The following is an 18,883-nucleotide window of genomic DNA, read 5'->3' as shown; positions in this document are numbered from 1 at the left end:
ATCGGCCGTCGCCGCCACAGACGCCACCGGATCCGCCGCTCGGGGCGCTCGCCGCGCTCACCGTGCTGACCACGGTCGACTCGGCGGAGGCGGCCGCGGCGCTCGCCCGCGGCGCGGTGGAGGCGCGGCTGGCCGCGTGTGCGCAGGTCTCCGGACCGGTGACCTCCGTCTACCGTTGGAAGGACGCGCTGGAGACGTCCCAGGAGTGGCAGGTGCTGTTCAAGACCACCCCGGCCGGCTACCCGGCCCTGGAGGCCCGGCTGAGCGCCGATCACCCGTACGACACTCCGGAGATCATCGCCACCCCGGTGGTGCGGGGCAGCGCGGACTACCTGGCGTGGGTCGCGAGCGAGGTGACGGCCGGATGACCGCCGAGCTCCCCTTCTTCGTGTACGGGACCCTGCGCCCGGGGGAGGTCAACCACGGCCTGTTCCTGCGCGGTCGGACAGCCGCCGAGGAGCCCGCGCGGCTCCCGGACGCACTCCTCTACGACGGTCCCGGCTACCCGTACGCCGTCCAGCACGCGGGATCGGAGATCGTCGGCGAGCTGGTCACGCCGGCGCCCGGCGCGTACGGGAGGCTGCTGGCCGAACTGGACCGGCTGGAGGAGTACCACGGCCCCGACCGGCCGTTGAACGTCTACGACCGGGTCCGCCGGGACGCGGTCCGCCCTGACGGCACCCGGACCCCTGCCTGGGTCTACCTGGCGGCACCGCTGCTGGCCCGCCGGCTGCGCGAGTCCGGCACCGAGATACCGGGCGGCGACTGGTTCGGACGGCGGCCGTAGGGGGTGTCCTACAGGCCCTCGGCGCCGCGGTTGCGCAGGCGCTGGCCGTACTGCTGGAGGACCCAGAGCTCCTCCTGGACCGCCGCCAGTTGCTCCGGCGGGGCCTGGGAGCCCAGGCGCGACATCGTGCCCTGGATCTCGTGGACCCGGCGGTCGACCGCCCGCAGCCGGACCTGGACCAGCTGGACGCCCGCGTACACCTCGTCCACCGTCTTGGCGTGGATGGCCTCCACCGCCAGCTCGGTGACGAGCGCGCGGACCGTGTCGTTCGGCGCGGCGTCGCGGACCCGGGCCAGATAGTCGTCGGTGCCCAGGGAGGCGCCGCCCGCGGCCTGGATGGCCTCGCGGACCGCCGCGTACGGCGGGGCGGTGAACTCGTCCACCCCGTACGCGTCGAAGGCCGGCGAGACCAGGGCCGGCCGCTGCAGCGCCAGTTTGAGCAGCTCGCGCTCGGTGCGGTGCGCCGGGCTGCGCAGGTTCAGCGCCGGTCCGCCCGCGGGGGCGGCCGACGCCGGCGCCTCGTACGACGCGTGCGAGGACCGGCCGCGGCCCTGCTGCTGCCCGCCGGGCTGGTTGCCCCGCTCCCGCGCCCAGCGGGCCAGCTGGGCGACCCGCTTGACCACGAACTGCTCGTCCCGGATGCCCAGCATCCCCGCCAGCTGGACCGCCGACTCGTGCTGGATCGCGACGTTCTTGATGTTGGCGACGACCGGAGCCGCCTCGTCCAGCGCGGCCGCCCGGCCCGCCGGGTTCTCCAGGTTGTGCCGGGCCACGATGTGCCGCAGCGCGAACTCGAACAGCGGGGTCCGCGCCTCCACCAGCCCGGACACCGCCGCGTCCCCCTGCGCCAGGCGCAGGTCGCACGGGTCCATGCCGCCGGGGGCGATGGTGATGGAGGTTTCGGCGGCGAACTTCTGGTCGTCCTCGAAGGCGCGCAGCGCGGCCTTCTGGCCGGCCGCGTCGCCGTCGAAGGTGAAGATCACCTCGGCCGTCGCGTTGTCCATCAGCAGACGGCGCAGGATCTTGATGTGGTCCCCGCCGAAGGCGGTGCCACAGGTCGCGATCGCGGTCGTGACCCCGGCCATGTGGCAGGCCATCACGTCCGTGTACCCCTCGACCACCACGGCCCGGGAGGTCTTCGCGATCTCCTTCTTCGCCAGGTCGATGCCGTACAGCACCTGTGACTTCTTGTAGATCGCCGTTTCCGGCGTGTTCAGGTACTTCGGCCCGTTGTCGTCGTCGCGCAGCTTGCGCGCGCCGAAGCCGACCACCTCGCCGCTGATGTCGCGGATCGGCCACATCAGCCGGCCGCGGAAGCGGTCGATGGGCTTGCCGCTGCGGCTGTCCTGGGCCAGGCCGGAGGTGATCAGCTCCTTGTCGCTGAAGCCCTTGCCGCGCAGGAATCGGGTCAGGTGGTCCCAGCCGGCCGGGCTGTACCCGACGCTGAAGTGCTCGGCGGCGGCCTGGTCGAAGCCCCGCTCCGCCAGGAACCTGCGGCCGATCTCCGCCTCGGCGCTGCCCAGCTGCTCGACGTAGAACTGGGCGGCCGCCTTGTGCGCCTCGACGAGCCGGATGCGCTCGCCGCGGCCGCTGGTGCCGGCGGTGTAGCCGCCCTCCTCGTACCGCAGGGTGATGCCGGCCTGCCCTGCGAGGCGCTCGACCGCTTCCGAGAACGACAGGTGGTCGATCTTCATGATGAAGTCGAGGGTGTCCCCGCCCGCCTGGCAGCCGAAGCAGTGGTAGAGACCCTTGCTGGGGCTGACCTGGAAGGACGGGGACTTCTCGTCGTGGAAGGGGCAGAGGCCCTTGAGGTTGCCGCCGCCCGCGTTGCGCAGTTGGAGGTAGTCGGAGACCACGGCGTCGATCGGGACCGCGTCCCGTACCGCCTTCACGTCGTCGTCGTTGATCCGTCCTGCCACCCGTGAAGTCTACGGCCGGGCGCCGACAAAACCGTCAGGCCCCCCTAAGCCCCTTCGGCCGGGAGCAGGGAGTCGAGCGGAACCGACGGGTCCGCCAGTGCCTCGCGGTTGACCTGTGCCTTCGACCGGATCAGGGCCTGGATGTGCTCGGTGACATCCCACACGTTCACGTTCATTCCGGCCAGCACCCGCCCTTCCGACAGCCAGAACGCGATGAACTCCCGCTTGGCCACGTCGCCGCGGACCAGCACCTGGTCGTAGCCGCCCACCGGGGCGTACCCCGAGTACTCCAGGCCCACGTCGTACTGGTCGGAGAAGAAGTACGGCACCCGGTCGTACGACACCTCCTGCCCCAGCATCGCCCGCGCCGCGGCGGGGCCGCCGTTGAGCGCGTTCGCCCAGTGCTCGACCCGCAGCCGGGTCCCGAGCAGCGGGTGGTGCGCGGCGGCCACGTCCCCGACGGCGAACACGTGCGGGTCGCTGGTCCGCAGCGAGGCGTCCACGGCGATGCCGCCGCCGTGCTGCCGGTCGACCAGGGCCAGCCCGGAGGTCTCGGCGAGCGCGGTCCGCGGGGCGGCCCCGATCGCCGCGAGCACGGCGTGCGCCGGGTGCTCCTCACCGTCGTCGGTCCGGGCCGCGAGCACCATGCCGTCGTGCCCGACGATCTCGGTGAGCCGCGAACCGAAGTGGAAGCGGACCCCGTGCTCGGCGTGCAGGTCCCCGAAGAGCCGGCCGATCTCCGGGCCGAGCACCGCGTGCAGCGGGGTGGCCAGCGACTCGACCACGGTGACCTCGGCCCCGTACCCGCGGGCCGCGGCGGCGACCTCCAGGCCGATCCAGCCGGCCCCTGCGATCAACAGATGGCCGTTGTCCCGGCCGAGGGTGGCCAGTACGCCCTTCAGCCGCTCGGCGTGGGCGAGCCGGCGCAGGTGGTGCACCCCGGCCAGCCCCGTGCCCGGGATGTCGAGGCGGCGCGGTTCGGCCCCGGTGGCCAGCAGCAGCTTGTCGTAGTGCAGCGCCGTGCCGTCGCCGAGGACGACCTTCCTGGCCTCCCGGTCCAGGTGGACCGCGGGCTGGCCGAGGTGCAGCTCGACGTCGGCCCGGGCGTACCAGGACGGCTCGTGGACGAAGACGCTGTCGCGCTCCTCCTTGCCCTGGAGGTACCCCTTGGACAGCGGGGGCCGTTCGTAGGGATGGTCGCGCTCGTCGCCGATCAGGATCACCCGCCCCGTGAACCCCTCGGACCTCAGCGTCTCGGCCGCCTTAGCTCCGGCAAGCCCTGCGCCGACGATGACGAATGTCCGGTGTGCGTCGACCACCTGATGCCTCCTCATAACCTCTCCGCCACATGCGACCACATGCGAGCGTCCCGCACTGAGCCTGCCGCGTGAAGGGGGAGTGGCCCGATCGGCTCACCCTTCGGACCGGCGCGTGCGCTGTGTGAGCCGGGCGTGCAGGGAGCGCGCAGAGGCGTCCGTGAGCGCCGCGATCTGGTCGATGACCGCGCGTTTGCGGGCCTTGTCGTCGGGCGCGGCGTCGAAGATCGCCCGGAACTGCGGGTCCAGTCCCTCGGGTGCGCGGGCGCTGAGCGCCTCGGCCAGTTCGGCCAGGACGATGCGCTGGTCGGCGCGCAGCCGCTCCTGCTCGTCGCGCTGCATCACGTACAGGTCGGCGACGGCCTTGAGGACCGCGCACTCGTTGCGCGCCTCGCGCGGGACGACCAGCTCGGCCGCGTACCGGGTCAGCCGGCCGGAGCCGTACGCCTCGCGCGTGGCGCCCTCGGCGGCCAGGCAGAACCGGCCGATCAGCTGGCTGGTGGCGTCCTTGAGGCGGGCCTGGGCGACGGCCGATCCGTCGTACCCGTGCGGCCACCACTCCTCCTCCATCAGCCGGTCGAGGGCCTCGCGCAGTTCCTCCGGCTCGGTGTCGTCGGGCACGTACCGGCCGATCGCGACCCGCCAGATGGCGGTGCGCTCGGGTTCGGCGAAGAGGAGGTTGGGGTCGAGGTGCCCGGCGTGCAGGCCGTCCTCGAAGTCGTGGACGGAGTACGCGACGTCGTCCGACCAGTCCATCACCTGGGCCTCGAAGCACTTGCGGTCCGCGGGCGCGCCGCGCCGCAGCCACTCGAAGACCGGCAGGTCGTCGTCGTACGCGCCGAACTTGACCGAGTCGGGGTCGGTGGGGTGGCCGCCGCGGGCCCACGGGTACTTGGTGGCGGCGTCCAGGCAGGCCCGGGTGAGGTTGAGCCCGACGCTGACGGGCTCGCCGCCGGCCGGGTCTGGCACGAACCGCTTCGGCTCCAGGCGGGTGAGCAGGCGCAGCGACTGGGCGTTGCCCTCGAAGCCGCCGCAGTCCTTGGCGAACTCGTTCAGCGCCTCCTCGCCGTTGTGCCCGAACGGCGGGTGGCCCATGTCGTGCGAGAGGCAGGCGGCCTCGACGAGGTCGGGATCGCATCCGAGGGCCGCGCCGAGCTCGCGGCCGACCTGGGCGCACTCCAGGGAGTGCGTCAGCCGGGTGCGGGGGCTGGCGTCCCAGTCGTACGAGCGGCTGCCGGGGGTGACCACCTGGGTCTTCCCGGCGAGGCGGCGCAGGGAGGCGGAGTGCAGGACGCGGGCCCGGTCGCGCTGGAAGGCGGTGCGGCCGGGACGTTTGTCGGGCTCGGCGGCCCAGCGCTCGGTGTCGGACGCGTCGTAAGGGCCGTTCGGGTCGAGGTGGCGGTCGGGTGCGCTGGTGGTGCCTTCCATGCCTTCCATGCTCAGACGGTAACCGGAAGCACCGACAATGCGACCAATCTGAGCAATCCGCGCCAACGCGGTGTTTATGCGCTGGCCAGTTTCAGGGCGGCCAGGGCAGCCGGGGAGGCCAGGTGGGTCCGCTGCCGGGCCAGGGCCTCGTCGTAGCGCTGGAGCACGAGGCGGGCCAGGGCCGGGTGGTCGCCGAGCGGGGCGGCCGCCGGGCCGGGCGCGGCGGCGGCGCTCTGCGCGGCGAAGCGGCCGGGGGCGGTGAAGTACGAGGCCACCGCGATCCGGTGGTGGCCGCGGGCGGTGAGGGAGCGGGCGGCGTCGGGGACGGTGGGCGCCGCGGCGGAGGCGTAGGCCGGTACGACGGGCGCGCCGCCGAGGCGTTCGGAGAGCAGGGCGGCGGTGCGGCGGGTGTCGTCCGCAGCGTCGGGGTCGCGGGAGCCGGCGGCGGCGAGCACGACGGCCGTACTCGCGCCGGGGGCCCAGCCGGCCTCGAGGAGGCGCTCGTACAGGGCCTCGACCAGCAGCGGATGCGGGCCGAGCGGGGCGGCGACGCAGGTGTCGAGGTGGGCGGCGCGGGCGGCGGCCGCGGGGAGGTCCCGCTTGACGTGGTGGCCGCGGCCGAGGAGCAGCGGGACGAGCACGGCCGCGCCGGTGGTGTCCGCGAGGGTCTCGCCGAGGAGCGGCCGGTTCAGCTCGACGTGTCCGAGCCGGACGTCGAGGCGGGGGCGGAGCTCGCGGATCCGGTCGAGGAGGGCCAGGACGGTGGGGAGGGCGCGGGGGTCGCGGCTGCCGTGGGCGACGGCGACGAGGGTGGGCTGCATGGGCGGACTCCGTCGGACCGGTCCCCCGCGCTGAGCCATGGGCGCAGTCCGCTGAGCTGCATGCCGAGTTGGGTGGTGATCCGGGTCAGCAGCTCTGTGGCCGTGGCGGGGGGAAAGGGGAGGGACAGGGACTCGGGAGGGTGCACCAGCTCCGTCATGAACCGATCCTGCGGGCCGGAGGTTGCGTGGGCGTTGCGCGGGGGTGACGGGTGTTTTCCGGGTGCTCACCCGCTCATTCGTCCGAGTGAAAGGCGGGGGAGGGGGAACTGGGGGCCGGGCGTAGATCGTCAATGTGTGCGAACGACGTGTGGCGCAACGGGGGGATCGACCATGAAGCTGAAGCTGATGCCGGGTTGGACGGGGACGGTGGCGGGGCGGCGGCGGGCCGTCCAGGCGGTGGTGGCGGGGTGCGTGCTGTTCCTGCTGCCGTCGGCGTGGACGCATGCGGCGGCCGCGGACCGGCTGCGGACCACGGCCGATGCGCCGGCCACCGAGGTGGCGGTGGTGTTCGGGGCGGGGCTGTGGAACGGGCGGCCGACCCCGTATCTGGCCAGACGGCTCGATGCGGCGGCCGAGCTGTACCGGACGGGCAAGGCCAAGGTCGTGCTCGTCACGGGGGACAACAGCCGCACCGAGTACGACGAGCCCGATGCGATGCGCACGTACCTGACCGCCCACGGGGTGCCGGGCGACCGCATCGTCAGCGACTACGCCGGCTTCGACACGTGGGACTCCTGTGTCCGGGCCAAGGAGATCTTCGGGGTGAAGCGGGCCGTGCTGATCAGCCAGGGCTTCCACATACGCCGGGCCGTCGCGCTGTGCGATGCGGCGGGCGTGGAGGCGTACGGGATCGGGGTGGACGACGAGCACGACTCGACCTGGTACTACGGCGGCACGCGCGAGGTCTTCGCGGCGGGCAAGGCGGCGCTGGACGCGGCCTTCAAGCCGGAACCGCGGTTCATGGGGCCGAAGGAACCGGGGGTGTCGCGGGTCCTGGGCGCTCTGGCAAACTGACGCGCCGTCGGCTGTCCATGCCGATTAGTCATATACCCGTGTGTCCGTCTCGCTGTCAGGGGTGTGGAACCGTGGCTGTTGTGGATCTGAGCGGCAAGGCCGTCGTCATCACCGGGGGAGCCCGGGGACTGGGCGCGGCGGCGGCGCAGGCCGTGGTGGACGGCGGCGGCAGCGTGCTGATCACCGACGTGCTGGAGGCACAGGGCGCGGAGACGGCCGAGGAGCTCGGCGGCGCGGCGCGGTTCCTGCGGCACGACGTCACGAGCGAGGCAGACTGGCAGGCCGCCCTCGACCACGCGGTGGCCGAGTTCGGCCGGATCGACGGACTCGTGAACAACGCCGGCATACCCACCGGGCAGCTCCTGGAGCACGAGAGCGTCGAGCACTTCCGCCAGGTCGTCGAGATCAACCTGGTCGGCACCTTCATCGGCATCAAGACCGCGATACCGCTGCTGCGGGCGAACGGCGGCGGCTCCGTCGTCAACATCTCGTCCGCGGCCGGGCTCACCGGGCTGGCGCTCACCGCCGGGTACGGGGCGTCCAAGTGGGGCGTGCGCGGCCTGTCGAAGATCGGCGCGGTCGAGCTCGCCGAGGCGAGGATCCGGGTCAACTCGGTGCACCCGGGCATGACGCTGACCCCGATGACCGCCCCGGTCGGCATCCGGCCGGGCGAGGGAAACTTCCCCGGCGCCCCGATGGGCCGCGTCGGCGCCCCGGAGGAGACAGCCGCGGTGGTCGCCTTCCTCCTCTCCGACGCTGCCGCGTACATGACGGGCGCCGAACTCGCGGTGGACGGCGGCTGGACCGCCGGACCGACCGTCCGCACCCTCACCGGCCAGTAGCACCGGCCCTGACCGGCGCCGGCAGCTGCTCCCGCCGGGCCCCGCCGGGCCCCGCCGGGCCTCACCGGGCGTCCGTGGGCTCGCTGAGGTGCTCGTACGGGAGGTGTAACCGGAGGCGGCGGCCCGCGTAACACCACCGCCGCAGGCTGGACCGTATGCACACCCCGGACACCGCCACCGCCACGCACTGCCCGTACTGCGCGCTGCAGTGCGGGATGAACCTCCGCCCTGAGCCGGGCGGCGCGAGCGTCGTGGTGGAGGAGCGGGCGGATTTCCCCGTGAACCGGGGTGCGCTGTGCGGCAAGGGGCGCACCGCCCCCGCCGTGCTCTCCTCCCGGGTACGCCTGACCGGGCCGCTCGTCCGCACCCACGCCGGACGGCTCGAGCCGGCCACCTGGGAGGAGGCCCTCGACACCGTCGCCGAGGGCCTCGCCCGCACGGGCCGTACGCACGGGCGCGACGCCGTCGGGGTGTTCGGCGGCGGCGGGCTGACCAACGAGAAGGCGTACGCGCTCGGCAAGTTCGCCCGGGTCGCCCTGCGGACCTCGCAGATCGACTACAACGGCCGCTTCTGCATGTCTTCGGCCGCAGCCGCCCACCAGCGGGCCTTCGGACTGGACCGCGGACTGCCCTTCCCCCTGGAGGACATCCCGCGGACCGGTTGCGTCATCCTCGTCGGCTCGAACCTGGCCGAAACCATGCCGCCCGCCCTGCGCTACCTCACCGAGCTCAAGGCGAACGGCGGCACGCTGATCGTCATCGACCCGCGCCGGACCCGGACCGCCGAGCAGGCCGACCTGCACCTCGCCCCCCGCCCCGGCACGGACCTCGCCCTCGCGCTGGGCCTGCTGCACCTGATCGTCGCCGAAGGGCGCACCGACGAGGAGTTCATCGCCGGGCGGACCACCGGCTGGGAGGAGGCCCGGGCCGCGGCCATGGCGCACTGGCCGGAGCTGGTGGAGCGGATCACCGGCGTGCCCGTCCCGAAACTCCGCGAGGCGGTCTCCCTGTTCTGCGCGCCGTCCTCCGCCATGGTGCTGACCGCCCGTGGGCCGGAGCAGCAGTCCAAGGGCACCGACACCGTCGGCGCGTGGATCAACCTGTGCCTGGCCACCGGCCGCGCCGGCCGGCCGCTCTCCGGGTACGGCTGCCTCACCGGCCAGGGCAACGGCCAGGGCGGCCGCGAGCACGGCCAGAAGGCCGACCAGCTCCCCGGCTACCGCAAGCTCGCCGACCCCGCGGCGCGGGCGCACGTGGCCGAGGTCTGGGGCGTCGACCCCGACAGCCTGCCCGCCCCGGGCCGCAGTGCGTACGAACTCCTCGACGCCCTCGGCACGGAGGTGAAGGCCCTCCTCCTCATGGGCTCCAACCCGGTGGTCTCGGCCCCCCGCGCCGCCCACATCGAGGACCGCATCCGCTCCCTGGACTTCCTGGCGGTGGCGGACGTGGTCCTCTCCGAGACGGCGGCCCTCGCCGACGTGGTCCTCCCCGTCACCCAGTGGGCGGAGGAGACCGGCACCACCACCAACCTGGAGGGCCGCGTCCTGCTGCGCCGGCGCGCCCTGACCCCGCCGCCGGGGGTGCGCACCGACCTGGAGGTCCTGCACGGGCTGGCCGCCCGCCTCGGCATCGAGAAGGGGTTCCCCACCGCCCCCGAGGAGGTCTTCGAGGAGCTCCGCCGCGCCTCGGCCGGCGGCCCGGCGGACTACTCGGGCATCTCCTACGCCCGCATCGAGGCCGAACAGGGCGTCTTCTGGCCCTGCCCGGACGACGCCCACGCCGGCACCCCGCGCCTCTTCCTCGACCGCTTCGCCACCGACGACGGCCGGGCCCGCTTCGTCCCCGTCTCCCACCGCGACGCGGCCGAGGTCCCGGACGCCGAGTACCCCGTCCTGCTCACCACCGGCCGCGTGGTCGCCCAGTACCAGTCGGGCGCCCAGACCCGCCGCGTGGACGAGCTCAACGCGGCCGCCCCCGGGGCCTTCGTGGAACTCCACCCGCGCCTCGCGTCCCGCATCGGCGCGGTCGAGGGGGCCCCGCTCGCGGTCGTCTCCCGCCGCGGCCGCGCCGTGGCCCCGGCCCGCATCACGGACACGATCCGCGCGGACACGGTCTTCATGCCGTTCCACTGGCCGGGCGAGGGTCGAGCCAACTCCCTGACCAACCCGGCCCTGGACCCGATCTCCCGCATGCCGGAGTTCAAGGTCTGCGCGGTCCGTGTGGAGCCGGCCTGAGCCTCAGCCGACCGGGCGGTCGAAGGTCGGGGCCAGCGCGGCCAGCAGCCGCTCGGCGTAGGACTCGGCGGAGCCGGAGATCCCCGGGTACTCGGCCCGGAAGGCGTCCCAGTCGGCCCACTTGACCTCGGAGAAGGCCTCCAGGGTCAGCGGGGTGTCCGAGGGCGCCTGCGGCGGGAAGTACTCCCCGGACTCCAGGAAGACCGTGTGGACCAGCTCGTACGGAGCAGTGCAGCGCTCGGCGAGCAGGACCGCGTCGTAGAGGTCCTTGCCCTGCGGGTACATGTCGGTCGCCAGCCAGACCAGCTTCCAGGCCAGCGACAGCTCCGGCGTGGCCGCCCGCAGGCGCACGCCCGCGACATCGGCCGGCTCCGGCGCCGCCGGGAGCCGCTCGTTGAAGACGAAGTCCAGCTGGACCTGGCCCCCGGGCAGCCCGGGCGCCGACCAGGGCAGGACCAGACGGCGCCCGGGGACGCGCTCGTACGTCCAGATGTCCTCGGAGACCGCTGCCCGGGCCGCCATGACCAGCTCGCCGTGCTCGGCTGCGGCACGCTCGGCCGCCTCCGCGACGGCGGCCAGCAACGTGCCCGTACGCGGCTCGTCGATCGCCCAGTCCTGGGGGACCACCACGAAGTCCAGGTCGTGCGGCTCCCGCGCCGCAGCTGCGAACCACCCCGACATGAGCATGCTGCCGCGCAGCACCAGCGAGTCCGCCCAGCCGGACCGGGCGACGCCCCGCGCCACCACGTCCAGCGCGGTGCGGCGAGCCGCCCGCCAGGCGGGGCGCACCGCGTCATCCACGGTCGCGTCCGTGATCCGGTAGCCCTCCGCGAAGTGCTTGAGCGCCGGGTCGAAGACCCGGGCGCCGGGGCCCGCGGCGTCCAGTCCGGCCGTGGAGGTGCGCGGCAGGCTGACCTGGCGCCGCCTCCAGTCGTCCCTGGCCGCGTCCTGCGCGCTCGTCCCGGTCATGCCGTCGCCCCTTCGTCGATCCACCCGTCGTCCACCGACAGGTCACTGTCGTACAGCACGAACTCCCGCTCCTCCGAGCGGATTTCGTACCCGGCCGAGCCGAGCGCAGCGATCAGCGCGTCGCAGGCCGTCCCCGCCTCCGCCGCCGTGCCGCGCCACCGCTGGGTGACGAACCGTTCGTGCGCACCACCGGCCACGACCCGGCGGGCGTTCCAGGACAGGTGGGCCCCGTGCGGGACGACCAGCAACTCCAGCGCCCCGCGGTCGAAGTCCGCCGGCAGGAGCAGCTTCAGGTGGTGCTCGAAGTAACCGCCGCCCGGGCCGGGGGAGTCCGTGGTCCACGGGACCGTCTCCACCTTGACCCGGACCGGGTCGAAGCCCGCCGCCCGCAGCCGCGGCACCAGACGCTCGTGGCCGTCGCGGTCCCGCAGGGTCAGCATCGGCTGCGACACCATCCGGCCCCGGGCCAGCAGGATGTGCGTCACCTTCAACCCCCGCCCCCCGGCCCACGCTTCGAGCCGCGCCAGCTCCCCCGGGTCCGGGCAGCGCACCGTGACGTGGGTTTCGTACTCAGACATGGCATCGATCTTCTCGGACATGCGTCCGATCCGCATCGGGATTCCCGGCGGGGGGTAACCATCCGGTCACGCACCGGACTCAGAAAGTGCTCGCACGCCCCTCGTGGCAGTGATGTGTCGTACCCCACACTGAGGTGCGGTGCCCCCGTCCTCGGAGCCCTGGAGGTCGCCCCCGTGCAGACCCAGATCCTGACCGTCAACGTGAGCCCGCCCGCCCATGACACCGAGGCCGCTGCGGGTGAAGAGCCCGAGGTCGACGCCGTGGACGAGGAGCCCGAAGAGCCCGAGGTGCTGGAGCTGATCGAGCAGGTGCCCGAGCCGCGCCGACGCGCGGACAGCGGCGGAGCGGGCCCTTCCGCCGACCTGTTCCGGCAGTACCTGCGCGAGATAGGCAGGATCCCGCTGCTCTCCGCCGCCGAGGAGGTCGAGCTCGCGCGCCGCGTCGAAGCCGGACTCTTCGCGGAGGAGAAGCTCGGGAACACCCCCGACCTCGACCTGAGGCTCGCCCTCGACCTCGACAAGCTCGTCGTCATGGGGCGGATGGCCAAGAGGCGCCTCATCGAGTCGAACCTGCGGCTCGTCGTCTCCGTCGCGAAGCGCTACGTGGGCCGCGGGCTCACCATGCTCGACCTCGTGCAGGAGGGGAACCTCGGGCTCATCCGGGCCGTTGAGAAGTTCGACTACGCCCGCGGGTACAAGTTCTCCACCTACGCCACGTGGTGGATCCGGCAGGCCATGTCGCGGGCCCTCGCCGACCAGGCCCGCACCATCCGCGTGCCCGTGCACGTCGTGGAGCTGATCAACCGCGTCGTGCGCGTACAGCGCCGCATGCTCCAGGAGCGCGGTTACGAGCCCACCGCCGAAGAGGTCGCCGTCCACCTCGAGCTGACCCCCGAGCGGGTCCTGGAGGTGCTGCGCCTCGCCCAGGAGCCGGTCTCGCTCCACGCGCCGGTCGGCGAGGAGGACGACGTCGCCCTCGGCGATCTGATCGAGGACGGGGACGCGGCCTCGCCCATGGAGTCCGCCGCGTTCTTCCTGCTCCGCGAGCACCTCGAAGCCGTGCTGTCGACCCTCGGCGAGCGCGAACGCAAGGTCGTCCAGCTGCGCTACGGACTGGCCGACGGCCGCCCGCGCACCCTGGAGGAGATCGGGCGGATCTTCGGCGTGACGCGCGAGCGGATCCGGCAGATCGAGTCCAAGACGCTCAACAAGCTGCGCGACCACGCCTTCGCCGACCAGCTCCGCGGCTACCTGGACTGAGTACGGAGAAGGGGTGCCCTCTGCCGAGAGGGCACCCCCACACCAAGCCGACACGCCGACGCTAGTCGACCTCGGCCACCGCCTGCGCGAACTGCGCCGCGTACAGCCGCGCGTACGCGCCGTCCGCCGCCAGCAGCTCCTCGTGCGTGCCCTGCTCCACGATCGAGCCGTTCTCCATCACCAAGATCACGTCCGCATCGCGGATCGTGGACAGCCGGTGCGCGATCACGAAGGACGTACGGCCGTGCGCGAGGCGGGCCATCGCCTTCTGGATCAGCACCTCGGTACGGGTGTCCACCGAGCTCGTGGCCTCGTCGAGCACCAGGATCACCGGGTCCGACAGGAACGCCCGGGCGATGGTGATCAGCTGCTTCTCGCCCGCGCTGACGCCCGCGCCCTCGTCGTCCAGCACGGTGTCGTAGCCGTCCGGCAGGGTGCGGATGAACCGGTCGGCGTGGGCCGCCCGCGCCGCCTCCTCGATCTCGGCGCGCGTGACCTCGCGCGCCGCACCGTAGGCGATGTTCTCCGCGATGGTGCCGCCGAACAGCCACGTGTCCTGGAGCACCATGCCGATCCCGTTGCGCAGTTCCTCGCGGGTCATCTTCGCGATGTCCACCCCGTCGAGGGCGATCTCGCCGCCCGTGACCTCGTAGAACCGCATCAGCAGGTTGACCAGCGTGGTCTTGCCGGCGCCGGTCGGGCCGACGATCGCGACCGTGTGGCCGGGCTCGACGGTCAGCGACAGGTTCTCGATCAGCCGCTTGTCCGGCTCGTACCGGAAGGCCACCTTGTCGAGGGTGACCTGGCCGCGCAGCTGCTCCGGCCGCTCCGGCACCTCGGCGTCCGGCTCCTGCTCCTCCGCGTCCAGCAGCTCGTACACCCGCTCCGCCGAGGCGACACCGGACTGCACCAGGTTCGCCATCGACGCGACCTGCGTCAGCGGCATCGAGAACTGGCGCGAGTACTGGATGAAGGCCTGCACGTCACCGATCGACAGGCTGCCCGAGGCCACCCGCAGACCGCCGACGACCGCCACCAGCACGTAGTTGATGTTCGAGATGAAGAACATCACCGGCTGCATGATCCCGCTGACCAGCTGCGCCTTGAACGAGGCCCGGTACAGCGCCTCGTTCTGCTCGGCGAAGACGGCCGCGGACTCCTTCTGCCGGCCGAAGACCTTGACCAGCGCGTGGCCCGAGTACATCTCCTCGACGTGCGCGTTGAGCGCGCCCGTCGACTTCCACTGCGCCACGAACTGCGGCTGCGACTTCTTGCCGATCTTCGCCGCGACGAAGATCGAGACCGGAATGGTCAGCAGGGCGACCAGCGCCAGCAGCGGAGAGATCCAGAGCATCATCGCCAGCACGCCGACGATCGTCAGCAGCGAGTTGAGCAGCTGACCCATCGTCTGCTGCAGCGTCTGCCCGATGTTGTCGATGTCGTTGGTGGCCCGGCTGAGCACCTCACCGCGCTTCTGCCGGTCGAAGTACGACAGCGGCAGCCGCGACAGCTTCCCCTGCAGCTCCTCGCGCATCCGGTACACGGTGCCGTTCATGATGTGGTTCGACAGCCGCGTCGCGACCAGCATCAGCAGGCCGGCGAGGGTGAAGACCACCAGCGCCCAGATCGCCACGACCCCGACGGCACCGAAGTCGATGCCCTCGCCGGGGGTGAAGTCGGTGCCGGACAGCATGTCCGCCATCCCGCCCTCACCCTTGGCGCGCAGCCCGTCCAGCGCCTGCTGCTTGGTGATCCCGGCCGGCATCTGCCGGCCGACGATCCCCGCGAACACCAGGTCGGTGGCCTCGCCGAGGATCTTCGGGCCGATGACCGAGCAGCCGACGCTGCCGACGACGGCGACGACCATGCCCCACAGCTTGGCCCGGTCGTGCGCGATCTGGCGCAGCAGCCGTTTGCCCGAGCCCTTGAAATCCAGGGACCGCTCGGCCGGCCCCATCATCATCCGTCCTCCGGGCCCGCTCATGCGGCCTCCGCCTCCGTCAGCTGGGAGAGCACGATCTCCCGGTAGGTCTCGTTGTCGGCCATCAGCTCGTGGTGGCGTCCCTCGCCCACGACCTGGCCCTCGTCCAGCACGATGATCCGGTCGGCGTCGCGGATCGTGGAGACCCGCTGGGCGACGATGACCACCGTCGCGTCCTCGGTCTCGCGGGCGAGCGCCGCGCGCAGCGCCGCGTCCGTCGCGTAGTCCAGGGCCGAGAAGGAGTCGTCGAAGAGGTAGATCTCAGGGCTCTGCACCAGCGTGCGGGCGATGGCCAGGCGCTGGCGCTGGCCTCCGGAGACGTTCGTTCCGCCCTGGGTGACGGGCGCGTCCAGACCGCCCTCGAGCTCGGACACGAAGTCCTTGGCCTGCGCCACCTCGAGCGCGCGCCACAACTCCTCGTCGGTGGCGTCGGGACGCCCGTACCGCAGGTTGGAGGCGACGGTTCCGGAGAAGAGGTACGGCTTCTGGGGGACCATGCCCACCGTCTTGGCCAGCAGTTCCGGCTCGATGCGGCGTACGTCCTCCCCGTCGACCAGCACGTGGCCGCCGGTCGCGTCGAACAGCCGGGGCACCAGGCCCAGCAGCGTGGACTTGCCGCTGCCGGTGGAGCCGATCACGGCCGTGGTCTCACCGGGGCGGGCCACCAGGTCCACCCCGCGCAGCACCGGGGCTTCGGCGCCCGGGTAGCGGAAGTCGGCGCCGCGCAGCTCCAGCATGCCGCGCCGCAGGAGCTTGCGGATCGGGTCGGTGGGCGGGACCACGCTGGACTCGGTGTCCAGGACCTCCTGGACGCGCTCGGCGCAGACCTCGGCGCGCGGCACCATCATGAACATGAAGGTGGCCATCATCACGGACATGACGATCTGCATCAGGTAGGCGAGGAAGGCCGTCAGCTGGCCGATCTCCATGCCGCCGCTGTCGATGCGCATCGCGCCGAACCAGATGACGGCGACGCTGGAGATGTTCACGACGACGATCACGGTCGGGAACATGAGCGCGAGCAGCTTGCCGGCCGCGAGGGAGACCCCGGTCAGGTCCGCGTTGGCCTCCCGGAACCGGTCCTTCTCGTACTCGTCGCGGACGAACGCGCGGATGACGCGGTTGCCGGTGATCTGCTCGCGCAGCACCCGGTTCACCGTGTCCAGGCGGACCTGCATCTTCCGGAACAGCGGCCGCGTCTTGAAGACGATCGCGCCGACCGACAGCCCGAGGACGGGGACCACGGCCAGCAGGACGCCCGACAGCTTCACGTCGAGCGAGAGCGCCATGGCGATGCCGCCGATGCACATGATCGGCGCGGAGACCATCAGCGTGAAGGTCATCAGCACCAGCATCTGGATCTGCTGCACGTCGTTCGTCGTACGGGTGATCAGCGAGGGCGCGCCGAACTGGCCGAGCTCCCGCGCGGAGAAGCTCTGTACCCGGTCGAAGACGGACGCGCGGATGTCGCGGCCGACGGCGGCCGCGGTACGGGCGCCGAAGTAGACGGCGCCGATGTTGCACCCGAGCTGGACGAGGGAGACGCCGAGCATCAGGGCGCCGAAGCGCAGGATGTAGCCGGTGTCACCGCTGACGACACCGTTGTCGATGATGTCCGCGTTCAGCGTGGGGAGGTAGAGGCTCGCACTGGTCTGCAGCAGTTGCAGCAGGACCAGGAGGGCGATCGGTTTCCGGTACGGACTCAGATGGGTCCGCAGAAGTCGTATGAGCACGCGCAGGCTCCGGTCGGCAGTTCGTGGGGTTCACCCCATCTTCGGCCACCCCGGCGCCGATCCCCACCGCTTTTCGCAAAGGCCGGTCAAAAGGAGTAGACCGGCCACGGGCCCTACTGCGACGGCAGTAGGTCCCGCGCCCGAGGGGAGGAGCGGGGCGCGGCCCTACCCCTGGAACGCCCCGGGGTGCATCTGCTCCCGAGTCGCGATGTACTGCTGGCGCACCGCCTGCCAGGCCGGGTACTCCTCGCCCGGCTCGAAGACCTGCGCCGCCGGGCCCGGCCACACCGGCGGGGTGTGCGGGGCCAGCGTGCCCTGCTGCACCCCGAGCGCCCAGGCCGCCTGACGGGCCGCGCCGAGCGCCGCGTAGTCGGCCGGCGCCGGCACGACGATCTGCGTGCCGAACAGCCCGGGAGCCGCGGCCTGTACGGCGGGCAGCTCGGCCGCCGCGCCCAGCAGGAACACCCGGCGGATCTCGACCCCGCGCAGACGCAGCACGTCGAGCGCGTCGACGAGCCCGCACAGCATGCCCTCGAACGCGGCCCGGGCCAGGTGTTCCGGCTTCATCGAGTCCCGCCGCAGCCCGGACAGGGTCCCGGCGGTGTGCGGCAGGTTGGGCGTGCGCTCACCCTCCAGGTACGGCAGGAGCACGAGGCCGTGCGCGCCCGGCGTCGACTTCAGCGCGAGCGCCGACAGCCCTTCGAGATCGGTACCCAGCAGCTCGGCGGTGCCGCGCAGGGCCCGTACGGCGTTGGAGGTGTTCACCACCGGCAGGTGCATGCCGCTGGCGTCGGCCAGCGAGGTGATCAGCCCGCCCGGCTCCGACAGCGCCTCGTGGTGCACGGCCATCACCGAGCCGGAGGCGCCCAGCGAGACCACCGCGTCGCCGGGTCCGAGGCCCAGCCCGAGGGCTGCGGCCATGGTCTCCCCGGTGCCCGCGGAGATCAGCAGCCCCTCCGGAGTCATGCCGGCGGCGTCGGCCGGTCCGAGCACCTCGGGCAGCAGCGCCATGTGCCCGAGGGCCAGCTCGACCAGGTCGGGGCGGTACGAACCGGTGGCCGCCGACCAGTACCCGGTGCCCGAGGCGCCGCCCCGGTCGGTGGTCCGCCGGGCGGGGCGGCCGAGCAGCTGCCAGACCAGCCAGTCGTGCGCGGACATCAGCACGGCGACCCTCCGGGCCGCCTCCGGTTCTGCGCGGGCCAGCCAGGCGAGCTTCGCCACCGGCTGCGCGGACTGCGGCACGGACCCGACGGCCTCGGCCCAGGCGTGCCGGCCGCCGAGCGCCTCGACGAGGTCGGCGGCGGCGACCTGGCCGCGCTTGTCGTTGCCGACCAGGGCCGGACGTACGAGGGCGCCCTGCTGGTCCAGGGGCAGCAGCCCGTGCTGCTGCGCGGAGACGCCTATGGCCTGGACCCCTTCGAGGAGCCCGCCGCCGGCGGCCTCGCCGAGGGAGAGCAGCCAGGCCTGGGGGTCGGTCTCGTGGGGGTGGACGCTCTCGGGATCGCCCGCGGGCTGCGGATGGGGCGCGTACCCCTGGCGCAGCACGGCACCCGTGTCGGTGTCACAGACGACGATGCGAGTGAAGGCGGAAGAACTGTCCAGCCCGGCGACTATCCCCATGCGGAGAATTCTGCCGCACGCCGGACCGGGATCCGCCGCCCGGAGGCGCCGGATCCCGGCCGGTTCCCACGGTTCAGGTGTTGCTGGTGCCCCATTCGTCCTCGGAGCCGCCGCCGGCCCGGTCGCGCAGTCCCCGTACCCGCCCGGCCAGGGAGGCCGGGACCGCGTTGCCGACCTTGTCGCCGACGGCGGCGAAGGCCTTCCCGGCGTACTCGCGGCCCATGTGACCGGCGGACTCGGCGGCATTGCGCACCGCCGGGTTCTGCGCGATCTCGCGCGCCGACTTCTTCATCTGCTCGTAGCGCTCGCGTCCCGCTCGCGTTCCGAGCACGTACCCGAGGGCCAGTCCGACCACGAACGTGACCTTGTACCGCATGCCTG

Annotated in this window: 16 protein-coding genes; 6 read left to right on the top strand and 10 right to left on the bottom strand. The window is 72.7% G+C overall.

The features are described 5' to 3' along the window. Nucleotides 1-62 precede the first annotated feature (62 nt). Together cutA and ACZ49B_RS05285 are read left to right on the top strand one after the other, a co-directional pair. Nucleotides 63-368, top strand: coding sequence for a divalent-cation tolerance protein CutA (gene cutA, locus ACZ49B_RS05290; RefSeq protein WP_468300778.1), 306 nt, complete (start codon nucleotides 63-65; stop codon nucleotides 366-368). After that, nucleotides 365-787, top strand: coding sequence for a gamma-glutamylcyclotransferase family protein (locus tag ACZ49B_RS05285; protein ID WP_468300597.1), 423 nt, complete (start codon nucleotides 365-367; stop codon nucleotides 785-787). Before cutA ends, ACZ49B_RS05285 begins: the two co-directional genes overlap by 4 nt. Nucleotides 788-795: 8 nt before the next feature. Here the strand turns inward: ACZ49B_RS05285 and dnaG are convergent, their stop codons facing one another. From dnaG to ACZ49B_RS05265, 4 genes are all read right to left on the bottom strand, one after another. Continuing rightward, nucleotides 796-2,706 (bottom strand): DNA primase, encoded by a 1,911-nt coding sequence (dnaG, locus tag ACZ49B_RS05280; protein ID WP_468300595.1) that lies wholly within the window; start codon nucleotides 2,704-2,706, stop codon nucleotides 796-798. Nucleotides 2,707-2,750: 44 nt separating this feature from the next. Then, nucleotides 2,751-4,025 carry an NAD(P)/FAD-dependent oxidoreductase gene (locus ACZ49B_RS05275; RefSeq protein ID WP_468300593.1) on the bottom strand — a complete coding sequence of 425 codons (1,275 nt, stop codon included), beginning with the start codon at nucleotides 4,023-4,025 and terminating at the stop codon, nucleotides 2,751-2,753. Between the two features lie 93 nt (nucleotides 4,026-4,118). Further along, nucleotides 4,119-5,459, bottom strand: coding sequence for a deoxyguanosinetriphosphate triphosphohydrolase (locus tag ACZ49B_RS05270; protein ID WP_468300591.1), 1,341 nt, complete (start codon nucleotides 5,457-5,459; stop codon nucleotides 4,119-4,121). A gap of 65 nt (nucleotides 5,460-5,524) precedes the next feature. Continuing rightward, the gene (locus ACZ49B_RS05265) at nucleotides 5,525-6,271 is read right to left on the bottom strand and encodes a sirohydrochlorin chelatase (RefSeq protein ID WP_468300589.1); all 747 of its coding nucleotides are present in this window, start codon (nucleotides 6,269-6,271) and stop codon (nucleotides 5,525-5,527) included. Between the two features lie 330 nt (nucleotides 6,272-6,601). Here ACZ49B_RS05265 and ACZ49B_RS05260 point away from each other — a divergent pair, with 330 nt between their 5' ends. The 3 genes from ACZ49B_RS05260 to ACZ49B_RS05250 all read left to right on the top strand — a co-directional run bounded on the left by ACZ49B_RS05260 (nucleotide 6,602) and on the right by ACZ49B_RS05250 (nucleotide 10,361). Then, the gene (locus tag ACZ49B_RS05260) at nucleotides 6,602-7,285 is read left to right on the top strand and encodes a SanA/YdcF family protein (protein ID WP_468300587.1); all 684 of its coding nucleotides are present in this window, start codon (nucleotides 6,602-6,604) and stop codon (nucleotides 7,283-7,285) included. A gap of 71 nt (nucleotides 7,286-7,356) precedes the next feature. Next, nucleotides 7,357-8,127 (top strand): SDR family oxidoreductase, encoded by a 771-nt coding sequence (locus ACZ49B_RS05255; RefSeq protein WP_468300585.1) that lies wholly within the window; start codon nucleotides 7,357-7,359, stop codon nucleotides 8,125-8,127. Between the two features lie 155 nt (nucleotides 8,128-8,282). Then, on the top strand, nucleotides 8,283-10,361 hold the full coding sequence (locus tag ACZ49B_RS05250; protein WP_468300583.1) for a molybdopterin oxidoreductase family protein: 2,079 nt from the start codon (nucleotides 8,283-8,285) through the stop codon (nucleotides 10,359-10,361). 3 nt (nucleotides 10,362-10,364) lie between these two features. Here ACZ49B_RS05250 and ACZ49B_RS05245 read toward each other — a convergent pair whose 3' ends face one another. Both ACZ49B_RS05245 and ACZ49B_RS05240 read right to left on the bottom strand, forming a co-directional pair. After that, on the bottom strand, nucleotides 10,365-11,330 hold the full coding sequence (locus tag ACZ49B_RS05245) for a nucleotidyl transferase AbiEii/AbiGii toxin family protein (protein ID WP_468300582.1): 966 nt from the start codon (nucleotides 11,328-11,330) through the stop codon (nucleotides 10,365-10,367). Further along, complete coding sequence (locus tag ACZ49B_RS05240; RefSeq protein ID WP_468300580.1) at nucleotides 11,327-11,908, bottom strand: hypothetical protein; 582 nt, start codon at nucleotides 11,906-11,908, stop codon at nucleotides 11,327-11,329. The genes ACZ49B_RS05245 and ACZ49B_RS05240 overlap by 4 nt, the downstream gene beginning before the upstream one ends. Before the next feature lie 114 nt (nucleotides 11,909-12,022). Between ACZ49B_RS05240 and ACZ49B_RS05235 the strand changes: the two genes are divergently transcribed. Further along, entirely contained in the window at nucleotides 12,023-13,168 is a 1,146-nt protein-coding gene (locus ACZ49B_RS05235) for an RNA polymerase sigma factor (protein WP_468300578.1), read from the top strand. Between the two features lie 61 nt (nucleotides 13,169-13,229). Here ACZ49B_RS05235 and ACZ49B_RS05230 read toward each other — a convergent pair whose 3' ends face one another. From ACZ49B_RS05230 to ACZ49B_RS05215, 4 genes are all read right to left on the bottom strand, one after another. Beyond that, nucleotides 13,230-15,152, bottom strand: coding sequence for an ABC transporter ATP-binding protein (locus ACZ49B_RS05230; RefSeq protein ID WP_468300576.1), 1,923 nt, complete (start codon nucleotides 15,150-15,152; stop codon nucleotides 13,230-13,232). After that, nucleotides 15,149-16,882, bottom strand: a complete 1,734-nt coding sequence (locus ACZ49B_RS05225; protein WP_468300574.1) for an ABC transporter ATP-binding protein — start codon at nucleotides 16,880-16,882, stop codon at nucleotides 15,149-15,151. Before ACZ49B_RS05225 ends, ACZ49B_RS05230 begins: the two co-directional genes overlap by 4 nt. A gap of 165 nt (nucleotides 16,883-17,047) precedes the next feature. Further along, nucleotides 17,048-18,502, bottom strand: a complete 1,455-nt coding sequence (locus tag ACZ49B_RS05220) for an FGGY family carbohydrate kinase (RefSeq protein ID WP_468300572.1) — start codon at nucleotides 18,500-18,502, stop codon at nucleotides 17,048-17,050. 73 nt (nucleotides 18,503-18,575) lie between these two features. Further along, nucleotides 18,576-18,878 carry a YtxH domain-containing protein gene (locus tag ACZ49B_RS05215; protein ID WP_468300570.1) on the bottom strand — a complete coding sequence of 101 codons (303 nt, stop codon included), beginning with the start codon at nucleotides 18,876-18,878 and terminating at the stop codon, nucleotides 18,576-18,578. Nucleotides 18,879-18,883: the final 5 nt, after the last annotated feature.

It is taken from the genome of Streptomyces sp. NPDC031132 (assembly GCF_055570595.1).
Note: the sequence above shows the minus strand (reverse complement) of the source record. Positions and strands in the feature narration are given on the sequence as shown.